Source organism: Nonomuraea rhodomycinica, assembly GCF_013363995.1.
Classification (GTDB): domain Bacteria; phylum Actinomycetota; class Actinomycetes; order Streptosporangiales; family Streptosporangiaceae; genus Nonomuraea; species Nonomuraea rhodomycinica.
Window position 1 is genome coordinate 627,767 of record NZ_JABWGO010000002.1, and the last position, 20,822, is coordinate 648,588.

The following is a 20,822-nucleotide window of genomic DNA, read 5'->3' on the forward strand; positions in this document are numbered from 1 at the left end:
GCGGCCGCGAACGCGATCGAGGACCAACGGGCTCATCGTGGCAGCCGGCCTCCAGGGTCGAGTTCCCGCCATCGTGTGGGTAGCGCCGGATATGTGAGGGAACGGTGGTGTCATGGAGCTGCTCGCCGTTCCGCCACTTGCCGAGTGGCGGGACACCAAAGCAACGTTGCACCGGTTCTGCCAGGTAGTGGGCAAGATTCGGCTTGCTTCGGCGGTTCGGCGCAACCACTGGTGGAACGTACCGTTCCATGTCACCGGGCGGGGGATCACCACCCGTCCGATGGGACAGTCCGACGGCAACCCGATCTTCACGATCGACTTCGACTTCGTCAGCCACCGGCTGGTCGTCACCACGGTGGACGGCCGGGCGGTGTCGTTCGCGCTCTACGGCCAGTCGGTGGCGTCCTTCTACCACAGCACCATGGGAGCCCTGGCGGCCCTTGACGTGCGGGTGGACATGACCGTACCGCGGCCGTTCGACCTGCCCGACTCCGACCGGCCGTTCGCTGACGACACCGAGCACGCCGCCTACGACCCCGTCGCGGTCACCCGCTACTGGCAGGTCCTCAGCCAGGTGAACCTGCTGCTGGAGGAGTTCGCGGCGGACTACTCGGGCAAGGTCAGCCCGGTGCACCACTTCTGGCACACCTTCGACATCGCCTGCACCCGCTTCTCCGACCGCCTGATCGAGCAGCCGCCCGAGGCCGACCCCGTGACGCGGGAAGCCTACTCCCACGAGGTGATCAGCTCGGGCTTCTGGTTCGGCGACGACACCTTTCCCGAGCCGGCCTTCTACTCCTACACCGCTCCCGAGCCCGACGGGCTCGACAGCGAACCCCTGAAACCCGAGGCCGCGCGGTGGATCACGCAACGAGGCAGCCATCTGGCCGTGCTGCGCCACGCTGACGCCCGAGCCGAGCCCGACCCGCGCGCCGCCGTCCTCGCCTTCTACGACAGCGCCTACCGGGCCGGAGCCCGGCGCGCCGGCTGGGACATCGCACGGCTCTCCTGCCCGGGCGGTGTCACTGATCCGCTGTCGAGCGCCGAGAGGTGATGGCCCGTCCACTCCGACGGCCTCGGCATGCTCCGGCCTCAGTTGCCATGCCGTTCGAGCCCGGCGGGGCGCGGCGTGACCACCTGCCAGCCGGCGGGTTCGACGGGATCGCGACGGCTCGGCGAAGTCGTCGGCGGCCGGGTCGAGGGCGATGTCGGCTCCGAAGGCCCGGGCGCGTTCCCGGGCGACGGGCAGCGGGTCGACGGCGATGATCGGGGCGGCCCCGACCAGGCGGGCGATGCGAAGGCTGTGCGTTCCCACTCCGCCCACGCCCCACACGCCCACGGCCTGCGCGGGGCGCACCTCGGCGGTGGCGACGACGGCGGCGTAGGAGGTGGAGACCGCGTCCGGGATGATCGCGGCCTGATCGAACGGCAGCTCGTCGGGGATGGGGACGAGGGTGTCCTCGCGGGCGATGGCGTACCGGGCCCAGCCGCCGTCGTAGTCGATGCCCCGGGTGCGGACCTGGGTGCAGGGGCGGCGGCGCGCGCAGTCCGCGCACTGCCCGCAGCTCTGTCCGGCCTCCAGGGTGACGCGGGTTCCCATGGTCAGGCCTCGCTTGAGGCCGGGGCCGAGGGCGTGGATCACACCGGAGACCTCGTGGCCGATGGTGACGGCGTCGAAGGCTTCGGGATACAGGGGGATGAGGGTTCCGTCGATCAGGTGGAGGTCCGACAGGCACACGCCTGCGGCCTTCACCTCGATGAGGACCTCGCCCGGGCCGGGCACGGGGACGGGGACCTCCTCGACGAGGAACTTGCTGCTGTCCAGGTGGAAGCGTCCGGCGAGCATGGTGTCCAAGGCGATGTTGCTTTCTTGAGCGTTCGAGCTGTGCGCCCGAGACTGTTTCGATTCGGTTCGGGCCGCGGTGGACGGGGATCAGGCGAATACGTCCTGCTGGTAGCGGCCGTCCGCCTCGAGCTGGTGGAGCCACTGCTGGGCGGTTTCGTCGTCGCCGCCGGTACGGACGCGGTGGATGGCGGCGAGTGCTTCTCGTACGGCGGGCGCCATGCGCCGGCCGTCGCCGCAGACGTAGACGTACGCCCCGTCCTGCAGGGCCTGCCACACCGTGTCGGAGGCCGCGGCGATGGCGTCCTGCACGTAGCGGGCCGGGTGGCCGGCCACCGCGGAGAAGGCGGTGTGCACCTGCGCGATCCCTGCCTGTTCCCAGGACTCCATCTCGTCCCGGTAGAGCCAGTCGTGCTCCGGGTGGCGGCAGCCGACGAAGACCTGCGAAAGGCCCACCTTCGTGCCGTTCTCCTGCTGACGGGCGCGTTCCTCCAGGAAGCCGCGCAGTGGCGCGATGCCGGTGCCGGGCCCGATGAGGACGAGCGGTGCGGCGGGATCGGCGGGCGGCGCGAAGGCGGGAGAGGGCACGCGGACGTAGCCGTAGAAGACGTCTCCCGGCTTGAGCCGGCCCAGGTACTGCGAGCACAGGCCGCGGTAGGCGCCGTTGCCCGACAGCGCGGGGCCCTCGACGAGGCCGACGGTCAGCCGGACGTGGCGTGGGTCGGCCAGCGGCGAGGAGGAGATGGAGTAGAAGCGGGGGCGGATGGGCCCCGTCATCTCCAGGAACACCGCCAGCGGCAGTTCGACGGCGGGGAAGCGCTCCAGGAGGTCGAGCAGGGAGACGCGCCTGGCGAGGATCTCCTGCCGGTAGCGCTCGTCGGACTCCTCGGTGTCGGCCGTGCAGGCCTCCAGCTGCGGCTTGGTCCAGGGGCAGCGGGTGTGCCCGGCCAGAAGGCGCATCTGGGCGCGGGTGGCCACGTCCTGCAGTTCCAGGAACTCGGTGAGCAGCAGCCCGGCGGTGACGGGAGTGCCCACGGGCAGGTGCGTCCTGCCGCCGGCGGGCTGGTCGAGCTGGAACACCTGGTCGCGGTCGACGCCGAGCCGCGCCAGCGCGCGCTCGACCAGCGCCGGGTCGTTCTTGGCGAAGACGGCCAGGTGGTTGCCGGTGGCGTAGGTGACGCCCTCGGGCAGTTCGATGACGATGGACCTCGCCGAGGGGCGCGGTGGCTCGACACTGAAGTCCCACAGCCCGGTGGCGTCGCTGACGAGCTCCTCGTTGGCGACCACGGTCAACGGATAGGCGTGGTCGGAGACGATCGCGGGACGCACGTCCGCCTCGGTCAGCAGGCGCACCTCATAGCGGGGCGCGCCGTCATCGGAGGTGCTGGCGGCGTACTCCTCGGCCAGGGTGGCCCACAAGGTGTCCATCCAGCCGGCGGCCATGCCGTCGAAGTCACCGGCGGCGTCCGCCGCGCCGCGCGCGACCACCGGGGTCGCGCCGGCGGCCAGCAGGGCGGCCTCGATCCGCTTGGGGAAGGCCTGGTAGGTGGCCACCCACTGGGTGTTGCCGGCGCCCAGCAACGCGAAGCGCACGCCCGACAAGGAGCCCTCGGGAAGCCCGGCGGCGATCAGGTCGTCGAAACGCTGGGCGTTGTCGGGTGCCTTGCCGTTGTAGCTCGCGGCTACCACCACGAGCAGGCCCTCTGTGGGCAGGTCGTCGCCCAGGTCGTCCAGGCTCACCAACGTGGTGCCGAATCCGGAGCGCTCGCCGCGGTCGGCGACGGTACGCGCCAGGTCCTCGCAACTGCCCAGGCTGGAGCCGTAGGCGACGGTGAGGTTCACCCCGACGCCGCTGACCGCGGCAGCCTGCCGCGCCTGCCCGCTCTGCGGGTCCGAGACGCCGAAGACGGTCCGCTCGCGCTCGTGCCGGGGCCGCACGACGACCTCGAAGTCGCCGGGCTTGCGCGTCAGCGCCTCGCGCACATCCATCCTGTAGTCGGTGACGTCGGAGAACTTGAACTTCTGCAGCACCAGCGCGAGGGCCAGGCGGGCCTCGGTGAGCGCGAACTGCCGGCCGATGCAGGCGCGCCGGCCGTTGCCGAACGGCTTGTAGGCGTGCGGGTGGTGCTGGGCGCGGTTGTCCGGCAGCCACCGGTCGATGTCGAACTCCAGCGGCCGCTCCCACGCTTTGGGGTGGGTGTGCAGCGGGAACATCAGCAGGTTCGTCTTCGTGCCCTGCTTCAGGTGGTAGTGGCCGCCGATGAGCGTGTCCTGCAGCGGCGCCTTCATGATCTGCGGGATGGGAGCCCACAGGCGCAGGGTCTCCTCAAGGACGCGGGGGATGACGTCCAGCTTCGTGATCGTGTCGTAGTCGGGGACCGTGTCGCCCGGCAGCATCCGGTCCACCTCGGCGTAGGCCTGGGCCAGCACCTGCGGGTTGCGCAGCAGCGAGTACGTGGCGAACGACAGCAGGCCGCTGGTGGTCTCGTGACCGGCGATCAGGAAGGTCAGCACCTGGTCGCGGACGTTGTCGTCGGCCAGCGGCCTGCCGGTGTCCGGGTCGACGGCCGCCAGCATCAGGCCGAGCAGGTCGTCCTCGCCGCCGCTCGTTCCCTGACGGCGCTCCTTGATCACGGCCTCGACCAGCTCGCGCATCAACCGGATGTTCTCGCGGTACGTCCTGTCGTCGCTCTTGCGGAGCTTCGTCATCATCGGCAGCTCCTGCGAGCGCCGCATCGACTCCACCAGCGCCTGCAGCAGCGCCGTGAGGAAGGGGTGCAGTTCCTCGTCGCGGAAGGAGTCGAACCGGTGGCCGAACCCCGACAGGGCGATGGTGTCCAGCGTCAGCCGGGTGTAGTCGTCGGTCACGTTGACCAGCTGTCCCTGCTCGCGTTCCCACTTGCCCACGAGGTTCTGGGCGATCTCCAGCATCTGCCCGAAGTAGCGCTTCATGGCCCGCTGGCTGAAGGCGGGCAGGAGGACCCGGTGCGCCATGCCCCAGGCCTCCTCGTCGTCGTGGGCGGTGAACAGGCCCGCGCCGGCGTAGTCCCGGACGTGGCTGAGCGGCGGGAGGATCGGCTTGCCGAAACGGGTCTCGTCGCAGATTTCCGTCACCAGATCGGGGTCGTAGACGAAGACGTTCTCCTGGCCGGCGATGTCCATGCTGAAGATGCCCTCGGGGAACTGCCGGGACAGCTCGCCGAAGTACGCGACCGGGTTGGTGCTGGGGATATGGGGCGTGTGGCCGAGGACCGGAATCCCGCGCGGGGACCGGATGGGACGGAGCCCGGGTGCGGGCTGAGTGGTGGTCAAGGACTGCTCCTTTTCTGACGATTTCGTCAGTTATGGACGCTACCGTCACCTGTGCAATGACCCTCCAAAGCATTGGTGAGGATTTCGTCACTGTTGACGAGTCCCCCTACAGTGGAGCGCGCACCACAGTTCACGGGAGACGGACAGATGACCGACGCGGCACCAACCCGCCTGGACCGGCGTAAGGCGCGCACCCGCGCCGCACTCGTCCGGGCCGCCCAGACCTTCATCGCCGAGGGCAGGACCAACACGGCGATCCTGGACCTCACCCAGGCCGCCGACGTCGGCATGGGCTCCTTCTACAACCACTTCTCCAGCAAGGACGAACTCTTCCGGGCCGCCGTGGAAGACGCCCTCGACCGGCACGGCGCGGCCCTGGACGAGCTGACCCGCGACATGACGGACCCCGCCGAGGTCTTCGCCTGCAGCTTCCGGCTCACCGGACGCCTGCACCGCCGCAGACCCCAGCTCAGCAAGGTCCTGATCAACACCGGCCTGTCCATCGCCACCTCCGAGCACGGCATCGCCCCACGCGTCCGGCGCGACATCCAGGCCGGCATCCGGACCGGCCGCTTCACCGTCGCCGACCCCGAGCTCGCCTTCACCATCGCCGCAGGCACCGCCCTGTGCCTCGGCCAGCTCCTGCACACCCAACCCGACCGCGACGACGCCCAGGCCACCGACCAGATCACCGAAGACCTCCTGCGCACCTTCGGCATCCCCACCGACGAGGCCCATCGGATCTCCCGGCGTCCCCTGCCCGACCTCGACCGGCTTCTCCCCGACGCCATCGCGTAGCGCAGTCCGTCCGTCAGCGCAGGAGATGACGTAGGTCATCGCTTACGTGACTTTCGCCCCTGTCGCGCCTGTGGGCGGCCACGGTGTACTGGACGTGCTCGGCGACCGGCGCCGGTCGCGGAGGCACAGCCGCCGAACGACAGCAGCGACCTGAGGCGAGACTCCATGCCCGATCTCATCGCGCTCCCGTATCCGCACCGCCCACCTGCCGAGCGGGCGCGCCGCCCGGACACGGCGCGCACCGCCCGGGGCAGGGGGTGCGGCGGCGGACGCATGTGGTGGACGGCCGAGGTGCGGGCACAGGTGCACGCGCTGGATCAGGCGGTGTTCGACGCCGTGGCCGACACCCGGACGCCGAGCCTCGACCGGTTGTTCGTCGGCGTGTCCCGATCGGTCGACCACTCACGGTTGTGGCTGCTGACCGCGGCTGTGGTCGCGCTGGGGGGCGGCCCTCGCGGACGGCGGGCGGCGGGCCTCGGCGTGCTGGCCGTCGGGTTGGCCTCGGCGGTCACCAACGCGGGTCTCAAGCCGCTGGCCGGCAGGCGGCGGCCCATCCGGTCGGGCCGCCGTGCGGTGCTGGGGGCGCGCCGGGTCCGCCGGCCGGTGTCGGCGTCGTTCCCGTCGGGGCATACGGCGTCGGCGTTCGCGTTCGCGTCGGCGATGGGCGAGACAGCGCCGTGGACCTGGCTTCCGCTGCACGCCGCAGCGGGAGCGGTCGGCTACGCGCGGGTGCACACCGGGGTGCACTATCCGTCCGACGTCGCGGCCGGCGCCTTGATCGGCGCGCTGTGCGGCTGGACCGTGCGGCGGGTGGCCGCGCGCGTGCCGGCCGGTTCCTGCCCGAGGAGGCGGGCGCCGTGACCACCGGCGCAAGGGTCGTCGTGGTGATGAACCCCGGCTCGGGTGGCGGCAAGGTGGACCGCTTCCGGCTCGTCGAGCGCACCGCTCGCTACGGCGCGGCGGTCCGGACGACCGGCGCCGGTCAGGGGGCGGCAGGGCTCGCCCGGCAGGCCGTCGAGGACGGGGCCGCGGTGCTCGGGGTGGCCGGTGGGGACGGGACGGTGTCGGCCGTCGCGGCCGTGGCCGCGGACGCCGGCCTTCCCCTGGTGGTGATCCCCGCGGGCACCCGCAACCATTTCGCCCGCGATCTCGGCCTCGACCTCGGCGATCCGGCCCGGGCGTTGGAGGCCCTGCGCGACGGTGAGCCGGTCCGGGTCGACCTGGGCGTGGTCAACTCGCACGTCTTCGTCAACAACGTCTCGTTCGGCATCTACGCCGAGGCCCTGCTGGAGCCCGAATACCGGGAGGCGAGGGCGCGCACCCTGGCCGCGATCGCCCCCCGATACCTCGGGGGCCGGCAGTGGGTCGACGCGAGCGTGGACACTCCCGAGGAAAGCGTCGAGCACCCGCAGGTGGTGCTGGTGTCGAACAACGCCTACCACCTCAGCACGCCGCGCTACCTCGGGCGCCGCTTCACGCTCGCCTCCGGGCTGCTCGGCGCGATCGTCTTCAAACGCCCACCGGGGCCGCCACCGCCGGACCTGTTCGCGCGCCTTCGCCGCGACCTGCGACAGCACGCCATCGGGGCCTCGGCCGAGACCGGAGTCGTCGCCTGGGCGGCGGCGCAGGTCCGGCTGGACGGGCCCGCGGGGCGCCTCCCGGCCGGGATCGACGGGGAAGCGGTGGAACTCCACCTGCCGGCGACGTGCGACATCCGGCCGGGCGCCCTGCGGCTCCTGCTGCCGCGCCGACGCCCCGGGGTGCCCCAGATCCGGTGATCTTCCCAGCATCCTTTCCCCGGCGGTGGTTGTTGCCAGGAAAACCGGCGACGGAAAATCGGCTTGTGGCGGGCCGGCCAGGCGCCTGACCGCTCCGGCGGAAGGGCAAGCGAGGACGGAGGGGGTCTGTCCATGCGGATCGTCGTGGACCTGAACCGGTGCCAGGGATACGCGCAGTGCGTGTATCTGGCCCACGAGGTCTTCAAGCTCAACGGCACCGAGGCGCTCACCTACGACCCGAACCCCGACGACGCGCGACGGCTGCAGGTCGAGCGGGCCGCCGCGGCCTGCCCGGTGCAGGCGATCATGATCGACCGCCTGGACGGCGCGGGGCGGGGTGCGCGGTCATGACCCTGTCGGCGACGCTCGCCGAGCTGGTGCGTGACTTCAGGGCCAACGGCCGGATCGTCATCGTCGGCGCCTCCCTGGCGGGGCTGCGGGGCGCCGAGGCCCTGCGCGAGGAGGGCTTCACCGGGTCCTTGACCATCATCGGGGACGAGCCGTACGAGCCCTACGACCGTCCCCCGCTGTCCAAGCAGGTGCTCAAGGGCTGGGTGCCGGCCGACCACACCGCGCTGCCCCGCTTCCGTGAAGTGGAGGCGCAGTGGCGGCTCGGCGTCGCCGCCATCGGGTTGGACCGGGCCACCAAACAGGTACGCCTGGCCGACGGCGAGCAGGTTCCGTACGACCGGTTGCTGATCGCCACGGGAACCCGCGCGCGGCAGTGGCCCGACCCGGCCGAGGCCGCCCTGGAGGGTGTGTTCTCGCTGCGCTCGCGCGATGACGCCGCACGGCTGCAACAGGCGCTGGCCGCACGGCCGTCGCGGGTGCTGGTCATCGGCGGCGGGTTCATCGGCTCGGAGGTGGCCTCCGTTTGCCGGGAACTCGACATCCCGGTGACCCTCACCGAGCGGGGCTCGGCTCCCCTGGTCGGGGCGCTGGGCGGGGTGATCGGCGAGATCGCCGCGCAGATGCAGCGCGACCACGGCGTGGACCTGCGCTGCGGAGTGAGCGTGGCGTCGCTGGAGGGCGACGCCGCCGGACATGTCCGGCGGGCTCGGCTCTCGGACGGGACGACCGTCGAGGCCGACGTGGTGCTCGCCGCGCTGGGGTCGATCCGTAACGTGGAATGGCTGCAGGGCTCCGGGCTGGCGGCCGGCTTCTGGGGGGTCGGCTGCGACGCCGGCGGCCGGGCCTTCGACATCAACGGCGTGGTGACCGACAGCGTCTACGTGGCGGGAGACGTGGCGCGCGCGCCGCACGTGCTGTACGAGTACCAGTTCCTCGCGATGGAGCACTGGGACAACGCCGTCTTCGGCGCCGAGGTGGCGGCCCACAACATGGTCAACCTCGAACCGCACTACCGCCCGCATCTGCTGCTGCCCGGCTTCTGGTCCGGCCAGTTCGGCGTCAACATCAAGTCCGTCGGCGTGCCGCCGTTCGCTGACGAGATCGTCTTCACGCAGGGGTCGGTCAAGGACCGCTGCTTCGCGGCCGCCTACGGCCGCCGGGGCCGCATCGTCGCCGCTGTCACCTTCGATCACGGTAAGTGGCTGGAGTACTACGCGCACCTGATCGAGGAGTCGGCTGCGTTCCCGCCCCCGCCGCCGGGCTGGGACCGGCCGGACGTCATGAAACCGGTGCCCGCCGAGTTCCCGGCGCCGGGTGTCCCGACGGCGATCCCCGACGTCGTCCTGACCGGCCACGACCCGAACGAGCGCAGGGCCGAGTTCCGGCCGCGAGGCCACTGAGAGCAGCGGGAAGGAGCGCAACAGCATGGCCGAGGAGACACCCTGGCAGCAGGCGCTGCGCTACGCCAACCGCGCCGATCCGTACCCCTTCTACGCCGAGCTCCGCAAGACCCCGGTGGCGCGGCAGCCGGACGGCACCTACGTGGTCAGCACCTACCGGGAGATCGTCACGCTGCTCCACGACCCCCGGGTCAGCTCCGACGTCCGGAAGCTGCCGGCCCGCGCCCCGGCCCCGGCCGAGCCGGGGGCCGAGCCGATCACCGAGGCCGTCATCGAACTGGAGCCGAACATCATCACCTGCGACCCGCCCGAGCACGACCACGACCGCCGCACGATGACGCGGCACTTCTTCGGCCCGCCCCACGCCCCGCACCAGATCTCCGACCTGGAGCCCGACATCCGCCGCATCGTCGCCGGCCTGCTGGACGGGATGCGGGGCAAGACCCGGATCGACGTCGTCGACGAGTTCGCCTACCCGCTGCCGGTGACCCTCATCTGCAAGGTCCTGGGCGTGCCGCTGGAGGACGAACCGCGCTTCCACGCCTGGATCGAGACCGCCCTGGACGCCCTGGACTTCGGCCCGGAGGCGGCCTCCGAGGAGATGCGCAGCCGGCTGGCGGGCGCGCGCCGGAGCGTGAAGGAGCTCGCGCAGTTCATGTCCGGGCTGCTCGGCCAGTACGCCGAGCGGCCCGGCCCGGGCATGCTCTCGGCGATGGTGCACGACGGCGGCCCGGACGGGCGAATGTCCGAGGGCGTGCTCGTCAGCAACGCCGTGCTCCTGCTGTTCGCCGGACACGAGACCACGGTCAATCTCATCGCCCACAGCGTGCTCACCCTGCTGCGGCACCCCGAGGCGCTGGAGGAGCTGCGCCGCCGCCCCGACCTGATCGTGCCGGCGGTGGAGGAGCTGCTGCGGTTCGAGTCGTCCGTTCAGTTCTGGCACACCCGCTCCGCCGTCGAGGACATCGACATCGCCGGCACCACCATCCCGGCGGGCGCGCCGATCTTCCTGGTGTACGGCTCGGGCAACCGCGACCCGGAACGGTTCACCGACCCCGACCGTCTCGACCTCGAACGCCCCGACAACGAGCACCTGGGCTTCAGCCAGGGCATCCACTTCTGCTTCGGCGCCCCGCTCGCCCGGCTGGAGGTGCAGGCGGCGGTCGGCGAGTTCGTCCGCCGCGTGGAGAACCCGCGGCTGGTCGTGGACCCGCCGCCGTACCGCCACAACCAGATCTTCCGCGGCCCGCGCCACGTCCTGGTCGACATCGACGGGATCCGCGACTGACCAAGCATGCGCACAAGGATCGCTATGCGGGCTTTTCAACTCGTCGAGTGGCAAGAACCGCCCGAGCTGCGCGAGGTGCCGGTGCCCGAGCCCGGCCCGGGACAGGTCCTGGTGAAGATCGGGGGCGCCGGGGCGTGCCACTCCGACCTGCATATCATGCAGGCGCCCGCGCCACCGGTCGCCGCCAGGCTGCCCTGCACGCTCGGCCATGAGAATGCCGGCTGGGTGGAGGCGCCGGGACCGGGCGTCACCGGGTCCGCGCCCGGTCCCGGCGGCACGATTCCTGATCCCGCTAAAAGGCCTCGATCCCCGCGAGGCCGCGCCGCTCAGCGACGCTGGGCTGACCAGCCACCACGCCGTCAAGCGGTCGCTGCACCTGCTGGGGCCCGGGCTCGACCGCGGTCATGATCGGGGCGGGCGCCCTGGGGCAGAGGGCCATCCAGATTCTGCGAGCGCTCAGCGCGGCGACCACCGTCGTCGCCGTGGACACCGCCGCCGCCAAGCTGGAGATCGCCAGGCCGGCGACCGGCTCGGCCAACCTCTTGCGGCATCCGTACAGCAACCTTGAGCAGGGCGGAAGCGTCGCTGATGCTCGGTGTGGTTTCCGTGGACAGATGTAGGGTTAGCGGTCGGCCCGGTCCTTGTAAGGCTCCGGACGCAGGTGTGAGACCTTGCCGGGGCCTTATGGATATCGCTGCCCAGATGACAAGCCGAGATACTCACGTGCCCACAGCCGGCAGGCGGCCCAATGTGGCGGCACCCGACGCGGCCGCGCCCCCGAGCCGACCAGAAGCCTGACGGTTGTCATCCATCGCCTCGGGGCTGGTTGTGAGGCTCCTCAATAAAACGCCGGTGAAGTTCGGTGGTGAGCTTGTGAATCGTCCGGGTGAGCTCGGTGTTGGTCTTGAGTTCCAGTTCCTGCTCGTTGAAGTCATGATCGGCTTTGGCTTGCTGGAAAGCAGCCTGGCGGTTCTGTCCGATCAGGACGAAGGCAGACAGGAAGATCGCTTCTAGGGACACGATGAGGGTGAGCTTCGGCCAGGGCGCCGCCTCGAAAAAGATCATCCAAGTGGCGAACACCACAGCGTGGATATAGACGAACGGCATCGAGCCGGCGAAGTCAGTGATCTTGTCTGCGAGCCGCAACTGCGCGCTGGCGGCCCGCTGTGCCTGGTTTTCCAGCACGGCGGGGTGGTGCTTCAGCTTGTGGGCGAAAGGGGGTTTCATGAGAACCTCCAAGCTCGGCTGCGGTACGTCGCACCGGGTCGCCCGCAGCGAGGGGTGCCGCGCATGGTGCGGCACCCGGAGGGGGCGACTCACGCCTGCGCGCACCCCGTGACGCGTACTGGTGCCCTCCCAGTCACTATCGCCATCCTGTGCCGCTCGCCCCAGGGCCGAAAGTCCCGGATCGAGGTGGCCGGAATACGTCTAAAAGGGGTCGCGAGCTGCTGTAGACGCAGCTCAGCGGGTGCGGCAGTAGGTGCGGCCACTCTCTGTAAGGTGGCGTGGTCCAGGGTCAGCAGGTAGGCGACGTTGGGCCGAGTCCGCTTCGGCGGTGATGAGCGCGAAGGCCCAATGGTCTAGGCGGTATGGCGGCCCAGGCTGACTAGGGAGATTGCTGGCGGCACTTGACCTGCAGTCCGGCGCTGTAGGGCTTGCTTGATCTCCCCCCCTCTGGCGTCCTCCCATCCTGCCGGACGGCTTGCTCTACGAACAGCGCCAAAGCCAAACCCCATGACCCGGTAGAGCCGGCGCACGAGTACGGATGCGCCGCTTTTCGGCAGGCTGCCGCGAACGACCAGGTAGCCGCGGCCACCACCTGCACCCGTACGGCGGTCCTCCTGGCGCTTGGCGATATCGGGGGACCGCCGCATGGATGCGGCCGGTCAGCTGATGTCGAAAGCACACCGACGCCATCGGGCACGAGAGGCGCGATCCGAAGCTGTAGAACGCTTCCTTGGGGAATACGACATCCGCCCGGATCGGGGAGCATGGCGAAGCCGCGATCGCATCTCGCCTACAAGGACCAAGGTCCTTACTTCCTTACGATCATTAAGAAGACGACTCATCTGGCCAGTCGGCGGTAGCACATCAGGGCCGCGGCGATGGCGACGAAGGAAGCCAAGTGGTCTGCCCGGCGTTCGTGGCGGCGGTGTAAGCGTCGGCAGCCGGCCAGCCAGGAGACGGTCCGCTCCACGACCCAGCGATGGCGGCCTAACCGTTGGCTGGACTCGACCCCTCGGCGAGCGATACGCGGGACGATGCCGCGGCTGCGCAGGAAGGCGCGCGCGTGTGGGTGGTCGTAGCCCTTGTCGCCATGAAGTTCGGTGGGTCGGCGGCGTCGCGGGCCGCGGCGAAACGGATCGGCGGGATGCTCCGTATCAGCGGCTCCAACGTCGCCACTGCGCCTGATCACGGCTGCTCCACCACAACCTCGTTCCCTTCCGCCGCGGTCGGTGTCACCGCATTGGCGGCTCGGCATGGACGTCCCGCCGATGACATCGCCGCGCGTTCCCTCCCAGACTCGGAAGGACTGACATCAGGCATCCCACTGCCTGCGAAAGGGTGGTCTTCCGTTCCACCAATTTATCGACTATCGTCGATGTTCGATGAATGGAGACAGGGGACCTCTGCCGCGCGCCGAGGCCGAGGAATACGCGAGTTGGTTCAAGGCGCTGGCCGACGCCACCCGCATTCAGATCGTGTCCCTGCTGGCCCGGCGGCGCGAGCCGATGAGCGTGGGCGAGATCGTGGCGGTCTCCGGAGTGGGCCAGTCCACGGTGTCGCATCACCTGAAGATCCTCGCCGAGGTGCGGTTCGTCCTGGTGGAGCGGCAAGGCACGTCCAGCCTGTACCGGATCAACGAGGCGTGCGTGAGCTGCTTCCCCACGGCTGCCGACGTGGTGATGGGAAACCCGGCGCCGGCTGCGCCGGCCTGTGAGTGAGAGAGATCCTCATGGCGAACGATGAGACCGTCGGCCGCTACTCCAGCCTGGCTCGGGCTGCCCTGAGTGGTGAGCGCATCGTCGGCTGCGGCTCCGAAGCTCTCGGGGAGGGCTGTTTCGGCGCCGCCGGTTATGACGACACCGAAGGGTTGCCGGAGGGCGCCGTCCGGGCCAGCCTGGGATGCGGTAACCCGCTGGCCGTGGCTGAACTGCGCGCCGGTGAGACGGTGCTCGATCTCGGCTCGGGCGGCGGCATCGACGTGCTGCTGTCGGCCCGCCGCGTCGGCCCGCTCGGCAAGGTGTACGGGCTGGATGCCAGCCTCGACATGCTGGAGCTCGCCCGGCGCCATGCGGATCAGGCGGGCGTGACCAACGTCGAGTTGCTGCATGGCACCATCGAGGCGCTACCGCTGCCCGATCGGTCGGTCGACGTAGTGATCTCCAACTGCGTGATCAATCTGTCCGATGACAAGGCGGCGGTGATCGCAGAGGCGTTCCGGGTGTTGCGGCCGGGTGGCCGGTTCGGGGTGAGTGACGTCGTCACCGACGATGGCGTGGCGGTCGATCCCGGACGGCGGGAGGCGGTCGGGCGGCGCATCGGCTGCATGGCCGGCGCGCTGTCCGTTGCCGGTTATCGCGAGCTGCTCCGTCAAGCCGGCTTCGTCGGCGTCCGGATCACGATGACCGCTGACCACGGGGAGGGCGTGCACTCGGTGATCGTCCAGGCCGTCAAGCCGGCCATCGGGCCGGGTCTGGAGATCCGGCCGATGCGTGACAGCGATGCCGAGCAGGTGCTGGCGATCTACCAGGCGGGGCTGGACAGTGGTCAGGCCAGCTTCGAGACCGTCGCGCCGAGCTGGGAGGGCTTCACCGCGGGCAAGCTGCCGCACCTGCGGTACGTCGCCGCCGACACCGAGACCGGCGAGGTGGTCGGCTGGGTGGCCGCCTCCAGAGTGTCCGCGCGTCCCGTCTATGCCGGAGTCGTCGAGCACAGCGTCTACGTTCATCCCGGCTGCCAGGCGCATGGCATCGGCCGTGCCCTGCTGGCCGCCTTCATCGCCGCCAGCGAGGACGCCGGAGTCTGGACCATCCAGTCCGGGATCTTCCCGGAGAACACCGCCAGTCTCGTTCTGCACCAGGCGCTCGGCTTCCGTGTCGTCGGCACCCGCGAGCGTGTCGGCTGCCACCGCGGCATCTGGCGCGATGTGCTGTTGGTGGAACGGCGCAGTACGGCCATCGCTTCCTGAAGCCTCGCCTGCTCTCGTCGGCCGATGTGGATGACGGCCTGCCCGGAGACGCCGACGCAGGCCATCTGCCGTTCATCGTTCAGTCACTCTGCTGATATCCATGCCTGTCAATATTGATGCTCATGGATGCGTTGAAGGTATCGGAGTGCGGTCCGCCGCTGGCGCGCCGCCCGTTGGGCGAAGGGCAGGCGGTGGGCCTGGCGCGGGCGTTCAAGGCGCTCGGTGATCCGGTGCGGCTGCGGATCGTCTCCATCGTGGCCGGTCACCAGGGCGGCGAGGCGTGCGTGTGCGACATCACCGATGCCTTCGAGCTGGCGCAGCCGACGATCAGCCACCATCTCAAGGTGCTCAAGGACGTCGGCCTGCTGACCAGTGAACGTCGCGCCTCGTGGGTGTATTACCGGGTCGTGCCTGAGCGGCTCGCCGAGCTGTCGGCCCTGCTGGCCGTACCCGCTGAGAACTCCGCCGAGGTGGCCGGATGAGGCGCCGTCTGCTGGCGGAGTTCCTCGGCACCGCGCTGCTGGTGACCGTGGTCGTGGGGTCGGGCATCATGGCCCAGACGTTGTCCCCGCACGACGTGGGCCTGCAGTTGCTGGAGAACTCCACCGCCACCGTGTTCGGGCTGGGGGTCCTCATCGTCGTGCTGGGCCCGGTCTCCGGCGCCCACTTCAACCCGGTGGTGTCACTGGCCGACTGGTGGCAAGGCCGGCAGAGCGGCGTCGGGCTGACGGCGGGCGAACTGGCGAGCTACGTCGTGGCCCAGGTGCTGGGCGGCATCGCCGGGGCGGTGCTGGCCAACGCGATGTTCGACAAGCCCGCGATCACCTGGTCCACCACTGACCGGGCGAGCGCGCACCTGTGGCTCGGCGAGCTCGTCGCGACCGCGGGCCTGGTGCTGGTGATCTTCGCTCTCGCCCGCTCGGGTCGCACGGCGGCAGCCCCGCTGGCGGTGGGTGGGTACATCGGTGCTGCGTACTGGTTCACCTCGTCGACCAGCTTCGCCAACCCGGCGGTCAGCGTCGGCCGGGCATTCTCCGACACCTTCGCCGGCATCGCCCCGGCCTCGCTGCCCGGGTTCATCCTCGCGCAGCTGATCGGTGGGGTGGTGGGCCTGGTGCTGGTGCATGGCCTGTTCGGTCGGCCTGCGGCGGGCACACCTGAGCCGGTCATCCCGCATCCAGACTCACGGTGACCCGCGCGGCTTGTAGACGCGGGCCATCCACGACGAGATCGAGCGCCGCGTCAGTTGCCTGCCCGACAACTCCGCCATCCCCCGCCTGAAGATGAAACCAGCCGGAAGGAACCTGCTCATGAGTGACAAGCCCAGCGTCCTGTTCGTCTGCGTGCACAACGCCGGACGCTCCCAGATGGCCGCCGGCTGGCTCGCCCATCTGGCCGGCGACCGGATCGAGGTCCGCTCCGCCGGCTCCGCGCCCGCCGACCAGATCAATCCCGTCGCCGTCGAGGCCATGCGTGAGGTCGGCATCGACATCACCGCCGCCCAGCCCAAGATCCTCACCTCCGAGGCCGTCCAGGCCAGCGACGTCGTCATCACCATGGGCTGCGGCGACGCCTGCCCGATCTTCCCCGGCAAGCGCTACGAGGACTGGAAACTCGACGACCCGGCCGGGCAGGGCATCGAAGCCGTCCGCCCGATCCGCGACGAGATCCGTGACCGTGTGGAGAAACTCATCTCCGAGCTGGACGCACGATGACACGACTTCGCCGGTGTCCGACCGTGATCCAGCGTGATCATGCCAGCTGCGACACGACGTCTTTGACCGTCTCCCGGGCAGTGCGAGCGGCGCCGATGAGTGTGGCGGAGGCCGGGCCGGTCCAGTCGCCGTAGCCGAGCAGGTGCAGGCGGGGCTCGCCGACGGCGCGGGTGCCCTCCGTGGCGATGAGGCCACCGGGCTCGCGCAGCCGCAGCGGGGCCAGGTGACCGAGGGCCGGGCGGAAGCCGGTGCACCAGATGATCACGTCGCAGGCCAGGCCGGTGCCGTCGGGCCAGGAGACGCCTTCGGGAGTGATCCGGCTGAACATGGGCTCGGCCTTCAGGACGCCGCGGTCGCGGGCCTCGCGGACCGGTGGGACGGCGACGATGTCGCCCAGGTCGCCGATGCCGCCTCCGCCCCGCATGCGGCGGGTGGCCAGGGCGAACAGTGCTCGGCCGTCGATGTCGTCGGGCAGCAGGCGGGGCGGGCGCAGGGTGGCCCAGGTGGTGTCGGCGACGGTGGAGACCTCGGCCAGGATCTGTGCGGCGGAGTTGGCGCCACCGACGATCAGCACGCGTCGGCCGCGGAACGGCTCGGGGCCGCGATAGCCGGCCGTGTGGAGCTGCTCGCCCTGGAAGTCTCGGATGCCTGGGTAGTGCGGGACGTACGGGCGCCACCAGGTGCCGGTGGCGCTGATGACGATCCGGGCCCGCCAGGTGCCGGCGTCGGTCTCGACCGTCAGCCGCTCGTCGCCGCGCCGTACCGCGTGGGCCTTCACGGGCCGGATCACGGGCAGGTCGTAGCGGCGCTCGTAGTCGGTCAGGTAGGCGACGGTGTCGGCGGCGCTCGGGTAGCCGCCGCCGGGCGGGGTGGGCATCATGCGGCCGGGCAGGGAGCTGTACTGGGCGGGGGAGAACAGCCGCAGCGACGGCCAGGCGTGCCGCCAGGCGCCGCCGGGGTGGTCCTGGGCGTCGAGGATGGCGAAGTCGGCTCCGGCCCGGCGCAGGTAGTAGCCGGCGGCCAGGCCGGCCTGGCCGCCACCGATGACCAGGACGTCGACCAGGCGCGTCACGCGGAGACGGGCTCGGCCAGCGGGGTGAACAGGGCGCCGAGCCTGTTCACCGCCTCAGGGATGATCCGGTAGTACACCCAGGTACCGCGCCGCTCCCCGCTGATCAGCCCGGCTGTGCGCAGCACCTTGAGGTGGTGGGAGATGGTGGGTGCGGTCAGGTCGAAGGCGTCGGTCAGGTCGCACACACACGCCTCCCCACCCGCGTGGGAGCCGATCATCGACAGCAGGCGCAGCCGTACCGGGTCGGCGACCGCCTTGAGCATGACCGCCAGGTCGGCCGCGTCGCTCTCCGACAGCGGTTCACGCGCGATCGGGGCGCAGCACTGGATCGTGACCGCGGTCATCCAACCCTCCCTGATTCGAAATTCATCGAAATTATAGGCGATGGTAGGCCAGCAGGGCGAACGCGGCGATCGCGCACACCAGCGCGACGGCGCCCATCACCCAGCCGTACCCGGCGGCCTGGGCCAGAGCGGTCGCGCCGAGCGGCGCCAGCGCCTTGTCGGCGACGGAGAACATGGCGATGCGGCCGGACAGGCTGGCGTAGGCGGTGGTGCCGTAGCGTTCGGCCAGCAGATGGGGCAGCGTGATGGTGCCGACGCCGAAGCCGATCCCGAACAGCAGCACGCAGGCGATCGCGCCGGGCGCGGTGGTGCCGGCCAGGGGGAGCAGCAGCGCGCCCAGCCCCTGGAGAGTGAAGATCGTGGCGGCGACGGGGGCGGCCGGCCAGCGATGTCGCAGGCCGGTGGAGACCAGCCGGCCGGTGACCGACAGCACGCCCAGCAGTCCGGCGACGGTCGCGGCGAACACCGGCGGGTGACCGAGACGGACGAGGTAGGTCACCAGCAGCACGGCGATCGTGGCCACCGCGCCGCCGTGCGCGGTGAACGCGGCGGCCAGCAGCCAGAACGGCCGAGCCCGCACCGCTGCCCTGACCAGGGCCGCCCGCCGGGTGGACTCGGCCGGAGCGGTGGCGGTGCGGGGTCGTCCGCGCAGCACGAGGGCGTGCAGGGGGATGGCCGTCACGCCGTACAGGCCGGCCAGCACGAGCAGTGCCCGGCGCCAGCCGTACTCCTCGGTCAGCAGCCCGGCCAGCGGCAGGAAGACCGATGAGGCGAATCCGGCCACGACCGTCAGCGCCAGCAGCGCGTTGGCCCGCCCCCGCTCGTCCCCGTCGAACCAGGAGATGACGACGGCGAAGGCCGGCTCGTACAGCACCATGGCCGAGGCCGCGCCGATGGCCACGAACACCCCGTACAGCTGAGGCAGGCTGGTGACCTGGGACCAGCCGAGGACGGCGAGCGTGGCCAGCACCGAACCGGCGCTCATCAGCGCCCGCCCGCCGTGGTGGTCGAGCCGGCGACCGACCAGCGGCGCGCACAACGCGGTGGTCAGCACGGCCAGGGTGAGCGCGGCGGCCACCTGGGTACCGCTCGCGCGCAGATCGCGCGTCATGGGGGTGAGGAAGACGGAGAAGGCGTAGTAGAGCACGCCGTAGCCGATGGTCTGGGTGATGGCCAGCGCGGCCACGATCCGCCGGCCGCGGCGGAATCGATTGGCGCGCCGCAGGCCGCCACCCTGGGGGGTGGCGGCCTGGCTGCGGGAGGAGATCACGCTCACGCGCTTCAGCCGCAGCAGCCGCCGCCATCGGAGGCGGACACCTCCACCAGCGGCAACGGCGTGGACAGCAGGCCGCCGCTGATGCCGGTGGCCAGGCCGACCCGCTGTTCCTGCGCCTCGGCGAGGTTCGAGGAGCACACGCCGGTCTCGGGCAGCTCCAGTTGCACGTCGCGGGCCGCCTCCCAGTCGCCGGCGAGCGCGGCCACGACCGAGCGGACCTGCTCGTAGCCGGTGGCCATGAGGAAGGTCGGCGCGCGGCCGTAGCTCTTGACGCCGACGGCGTAGTAGCCGGCCTCGGGGTGGGCGAGCTCGTCGACGCCGTGGGCGGGCACGGTGCCGCACGAGTGGGCGTTCGGGTCGATCAACGGGGCGAGGGCCCGGGTGGAGCCGAGGACGGGGTCCAGGTCCAGGCGCAGTTCGGAGGCGATGGAGTGGTCGGGGCGGTAGCCGGTCGCGCTGACGATGGCGTCGACGGCCACGGCCTGCTCGGCTCCGGACGGGTCGCGGCTGATCACCGTTACCTGCTGGCCGTCGGTCGTGATGGAGTGAGTGAAGAAGCCGGTCAGCAGGGTGATGCGGCCGGACTCGACGTGCGCGCGCAGGCGGGTGCCGAGCGCGCCGCGCGCCGGGAGCGCGTCGGCCGCGCCGCCGCCGTAGGTCCGGGCGGCGCCGCCGGCTCGGATGGCCCAGATGATCCGCGTGTCCTCCAGCTGAGCCAGGGCCAGCAGCGTGGTGGCCGCCGAGTGACCCGCGCCGACGACCAGGACATGCTTGCCCGCATAACGCTCGCGGTCGGAGCCCAGCACGTCGGGGAGGGCGTGGTCGACGAAGACGGTGTCCTCGCCGTGGGCGGGTATGCCGCCGGCGCCGAGCACGTTGGGTGTGTTGTAGGTGCCGGAGGCGTCGATGATCGCGCGGGCCCGCATTTCCTCGCCGCTGTCCAGGCGGACCAGGAAGGGGGTGTCTTCGCGGCCGTGCGTTCGCACCCTGTCGTATCCGAGCCGGCTGATGGCGCTCACCTTGGCGCCGGTACGTACGCGATCGCCCAGGAGCTTGGCCAGCGGAGCGAGGTAGTCGTCGATCAGCTCGGCGCCGGTGGGCAGCCAGTCGGGATCGGGCGCCGTCCAGCCGTCGGCTTCCAGCAGCCGGCGGGCGGCGGCGTCGATGTTGAACTTCCAGGGGCTGAACACACGCACGTGGCCCCACTGCGCGACCGAGGCGCCCACCTGCTCGCCCGCCTCCAGAACGACGAAGTCCAGGTCGCGCTCGGCCAGGTGTGCGGCGGCGGCCAGTCCGACGGGACCTGCCCCGATCACCACGACGGGGAGGTCGCCGAGCCGAGGGGCAAGGTCACGCGGCTGGGGGGCAGCCCCGACCTGCGGTGCGGGCTGCTCCACGGAAACGGCCGCGGGGCCACAACATCCACCACTCATGATCTTCCTCCTGGATCGGA

Annotated in this window: 19 protein-coding genes and 2 pseudogenes; 13 read left to right on the plus strand and 8 right to left on the minus strand. The window is 70.9% G+C overall.

Annotation, left to right across the window (positions count from 1 at the left end):
* Nucleotides 1-112: 112 nt before the first annotated feature.
* Entirely contained in the window at nucleotides 113-1,054 is a 942-nt protein-coding gene (locus HT134_RS13890; RefSeq protein ID WP_175600753.1) for a DUF5996 family protein, read from the plus strand.
* A 393-nt stretch (nucleotides 1,055-1,447) separates the two neighbouring features.
* Here the strand turns inward: HT134_RS13890 and HT134_RS45550 are convergent.
* Together HT134_RS45550 and HT134_RS13900 are read right to left on the minus strand one after the other, a co-directional pair.
* Nucleotides 1,448-1,846, minus strand: a pseudogene (locus tag HT134_RS45550) (alcohol dehydrogenase catalytic domain-containing protein); the annotation flags it as partial.
* An 87-nt stretch (nucleotides 1,847-1,933) separates the two neighbouring features.
* Nucleotides 1,934-5,155 carry a bifunctional cytochrome P450/NADPH--P450 reductase gene (locus HT134_RS13900; protein WP_175600754.1) on the minus strand — a complete coding sequence of 1,074 codons (3,222 nt, stop codon included), beginning with the start codon at nucleotides 5,153-5,155 and terminating at the stop codon, nucleotides 1,934-1,936.
* Nucleotides 5,156-5,302: 147 nt separating this feature from the next.
* On the opposite strand from HT134_RS13900, the gene HT134_RS13905 reads away from it, so the two are divergent.
* From HT134_RS13905 to HT134_RS48070, 7 genes are all read left to right on the plus strand, one after another.
* Nucleotides 5,303-5,953: a TetR/AcrR family transcriptional regulator gene (locus HT134_RS13905; protein WP_175600755.1), complete on the plus strand. Its 651-nt coding sequence runs from the start codon at nucleotides 5,303-5,305 to the stop codon at nucleotides 5,951-5,953.
* A gap of 165 nt (nucleotides 5,954-6,118) precedes the next feature.
* On the plus strand, nucleotides 6,119-6,814 hold the full coding sequence (locus HT134_RS13910) for a phosphatase PAP2 family protein (protein ID WP_175600756.1): 696 nt from the start codon (nucleotides 6,119-6,121) through the stop codon (nucleotides 6,812-6,814).
* Nucleotides 6,811-7,731, plus strand: coding sequence for a diacylglycerol/lipid kinase family protein (locus HT134_RS13915; protein WP_217707806.1), 921 nt, complete (start codon nucleotides 6,811-6,813; stop codon nucleotides 7,729-7,731). The genes HT134_RS13910 and HT134_RS13915 overlap by 4 nt, the downstream gene beginning before the upstream one ends.
* A gap of 132 nt (nucleotides 7,732-7,863) precedes the next feature.
* On the plus strand, nucleotides 7,864-8,082 hold the full coding sequence (locus HT134_RS13920; protein WP_175600757.1) for a ferredoxin: 219 nt from the start codon (nucleotides 7,864-7,866) through the stop codon (nucleotides 8,080-8,082).
* Nucleotides 8,079-9,482 carry an NAD(P)/FAD-dependent oxidoreductase gene (locus tag HT134_RS13925; protein WP_175600758.1) on the plus strand — a complete coding sequence of 468 codons (1,404 nt, stop codon included), beginning with the start codon at nucleotides 8,079-8,081 and terminating at the stop codon, nucleotides 9,480-9,482. Before HT134_RS13920 ends, HT134_RS13925 begins: the two co-directional genes overlap by 4 nt.
* A gap of 25 nt (nucleotides 9,483-9,507) precedes the next feature.
* The gene (locus HT134_RS13930) at nucleotides 9,508-10,770 is read left to right on the plus strand and encodes a cytochrome P450 (protein WP_175600759.1); all 1,263 of its coding nucleotides are present in this window, start codon (nucleotides 9,508-9,510) and stop codon (nucleotides 10,768-10,770) included.
* 24 nt (nucleotides 10,771-10,794) lie between these two features.
* On the plus strand, nucleotides 10,795-11,178 hold the full coding sequence (locus HT134_RS48070) for an alcohol dehydrogenase catalytic domain-containing protein (protein ID WP_217707807.1): 384 nt from the start codon (nucleotides 10,795-10,797) through the stop codon (nucleotides 11,176-11,178).
* Nucleotides 11,179-11,574: 396 nt separating this feature from the next.
* On the opposite strand, the gene HT134_RS13940 is transcribed toward HT134_RS48070, so the two are convergent.
* Nucleotides 11,575-11,997 (minus strand): DUF1003 domain-containing protein, encoded by a 423-nt coding sequence (locus HT134_RS13940; RefSeq protein ID WP_175600760.1) that lies wholly within the window; start codon nucleotides 11,995-11,997, stop codon nucleotides 11,575-11,577.
* Nucleotides 11,998-12,835: 838 nt separating this feature from the next.
* Nucleotides 12,836-13,164 (minus strand): annotated as a pseudogene (locus HT134_RS13945) (transposase); the annotation flags it as partial.
* Between the two features lie 215 nt (nucleotides 13,165-13,379).
* Here HT134_RS13945 and HT134_RS13950 point away from each other — a divergent pair.
* From HT134_RS13950 to HT134_RS13970, 5 genes are all read left to right on the plus strand, one after another.
* Nucleotides 13,380-13,715 carry an ArsR/SmtB family transcription factor gene (locus HT134_RS13950; protein ID WP_175600761.1) on the plus strand — a complete coding sequence of 112 codons (336 nt, stop codon included), beginning with the start codon at nucleotides 13,380-13,382 and terminating at the stop codon, nucleotides 13,713-13,715.
* 11 nt (nucleotides 13,716-13,726) lie between these two features.
* Nucleotides 13,727-14,962 (plus strand): GNAT family N-acetyltransferase, encoded by a 1,236-nt coding sequence (locus HT134_RS44685; protein WP_217707808.1) that lies wholly within the window; start codon nucleotides 13,727-13,729, stop codon nucleotides 14,960-14,962.
* Nucleotides 14,963-15,084: 122 nt separating this feature from the next.
* Nucleotides 15,085-15,444 (plus strand): ArsR/SmtB family transcription factor, encoded by a 360-nt coding sequence (locus tag HT134_RS13960; protein WP_175600762.1) that lies wholly within the window; start codon nucleotides 15,085-15,087, stop codon nucleotides 15,442-15,444.
* Nucleotides 15,441-16,154 carry an MIP/aquaporin family protein gene (locus tag HT134_RS13965; protein ID WP_175600763.1) on the plus strand — a complete coding sequence of 238 codons (714 nt, stop codon included), beginning with the start codon at nucleotides 15,441-15,443 and terminating at the stop codon, nucleotides 16,152-16,154. Before HT134_RS13960 ends, HT134_RS13965 begins: the two co-directional genes overlap by 4 nt.
* 118 nt (nucleotides 16,155-16,272) lie before the next feature.
* Nucleotides 16,273-16,677, plus strand: a complete 405-nt coding sequence (locus tag HT134_RS13970; RefSeq protein WP_175600764.1) for an arsenate reductase ArsC — start codon at nucleotides 16,273-16,275, stop codon at nucleotides 16,675-16,677.
* Between the two features lie 37 nt (nucleotides 16,678-16,714).
* On the opposite strand, the gene HT134_RS13975 is transcribed toward HT134_RS13970, so the two are convergent.
* Genes HT134_RS13975 through HT134_RS13990 form a run of 4 tightly spaced genes read right to left on the minus strand, consistent with a single transcriptional unit; the run spans nucleotide 16,715 to nucleotide 20,688 of the window.
* Nucleotides 16,715-17,749 carry an ArsO family NAD(P)H-dependent flavin-containing monooxygenase gene (locus HT134_RS13975; RefSeq protein ID WP_175600765.1) on the minus strand — a complete coding sequence of 345 codons (1,035 nt, stop codon included), beginning with the start codon at nucleotides 17,747-17,749 and terminating at the stop codon, nucleotides 16,715-16,717.
* Entirely contained in the window at nucleotides 17,746-18,093 is a 348-nt protein-coding gene (locus HT134_RS13980) for an ArsR/SmtB family transcription factor (RefSeq protein WP_175592014.1), read from the minus strand. The genes HT134_RS13975 and HT134_RS13980 overlap by 4 nt, the downstream gene beginning before the upstream one ends.
* A gap of 31 nt (nucleotides 18,094-18,124) precedes the next feature.
* On the minus strand, nucleotides 18,125-19,369 hold the full coding sequence (locus tag HT134_RS13985; RefSeq protein WP_312888118.1) for an MFS transporter: 1,245 nt from the start codon (nucleotides 19,367-19,369) through the stop codon (nucleotides 18,125-18,127).
* Between the two features lie 5 nt (nucleotides 19,370-19,374).
* Nucleotides 19,375-20,688, minus strand: a complete 1,314-nt coding sequence (locus HT134_RS13990; protein WP_312888119.1) for an FAD-dependent oxidoreductase — start codon at nucleotides 20,686-20,688, stop codon at nucleotides 19,375-19,377.
* Between the last annotated feature and the right edge of the window lie 134 nt (nucleotides 20,689-20,822).

Bases quoted from the DNA above. Each gene is read 5' to 3' on its own strand.
- HT134_RS13890 (WP_175600753.1), top strand. From the start codon at position 113: ATGGAGCTGCTCGCCGTTCCGCCACTTGCCGAGTGGCGGGACACCAAA.
- HT134_RS13905 (WP_175600755.1), top strand. From the start codon at position 5,303: ATGACCGACGCGGCACCAACCCGCCTGGACCGGCGTAAGGCGCGCACC.
- HT134_RS13910 (WP_175600756.1), top strand. From the start codon at position 6,119: ATGCCCGATCTCATCGCGCTCCCGTATCCGCACCGCCCACCTGCCGAG.
- HT134_RS13920 (WP_175600757.1), top strand. From the start codon at position 7,864: ATGCGGATCGTCGTGGACCTGAACCGGTGCCAGGGATACGCGCAGTGC.
- HT134_RS13925 (WP_175600758.1), top strand. From the start codon at position 8,079: ATGACCCTGTCGGCGACGCTCGCCGAGCTGGTGCGTGACTTCAGGGCC.
- HT134_RS13930 (WP_175600759.1), top strand. From the start codon at position 9,508: ATGGCCGAGGAGACACCCTGGCAGCAGGCGCTGCGCTACGCCAACCGC.
- HT134_RS48070 (WP_217707807.1), top strand. From the start codon at position 10,795: ATGCGGGCTTTTCAACTCGTCGAGTGGCAAGAACCGCCCGAGCTGCGC.
- HT134_RS13940 (WP_175600760.1), bottom strand. From the start codon at position 11,997: ATGAAACCCCCTTTCGCCCACAAGCTGAAGCACCACCCCGCCGTGCTG.
- HT134_RS13950 (WP_175600761.1), top strand. From the start codon at position 13,380: ATGAATGGAGACAGGGGACCTCTGCCGCGCGCCGAGGCCGAGGAATAC.
- HT134_RS44685 (WP_217707808.1), top strand. From the start codon at position 13,727: ATGGCGAACGATGAGACCGTCGGCCGCTACTCCAGCCTGGCTCGGGCT.
- HT134_RS13960 (WP_175600762.1), top strand. From the start codon at position 15,085: ATGGATGCGTTGAAGGTATCGGAGTGCGGTCCGCCGCTGGCGCGCCGC.
- HT134_RS13965 (WP_175600763.1), top strand. From the start codon at position 15,441: ATGAGGCGCCGTCTGCTGGCGGAGTTCCTCGGCACCGCGCTGCTGGTG.
- HT134_RS13970 (WP_175600764.1), top strand. From the start codon at position 16,273: ATGAGTGACAAGCCCAGCGTCCTGTTCGTCTGCGTGCACAACGCCGGA.
- HT134_RS13980 (WP_175592014.1), bottom strand. From the start codon at position 18,093: ATGACCGCGGTCACGATCCAGTGCTGCGCCCCGATCGCGCGTGAACCG.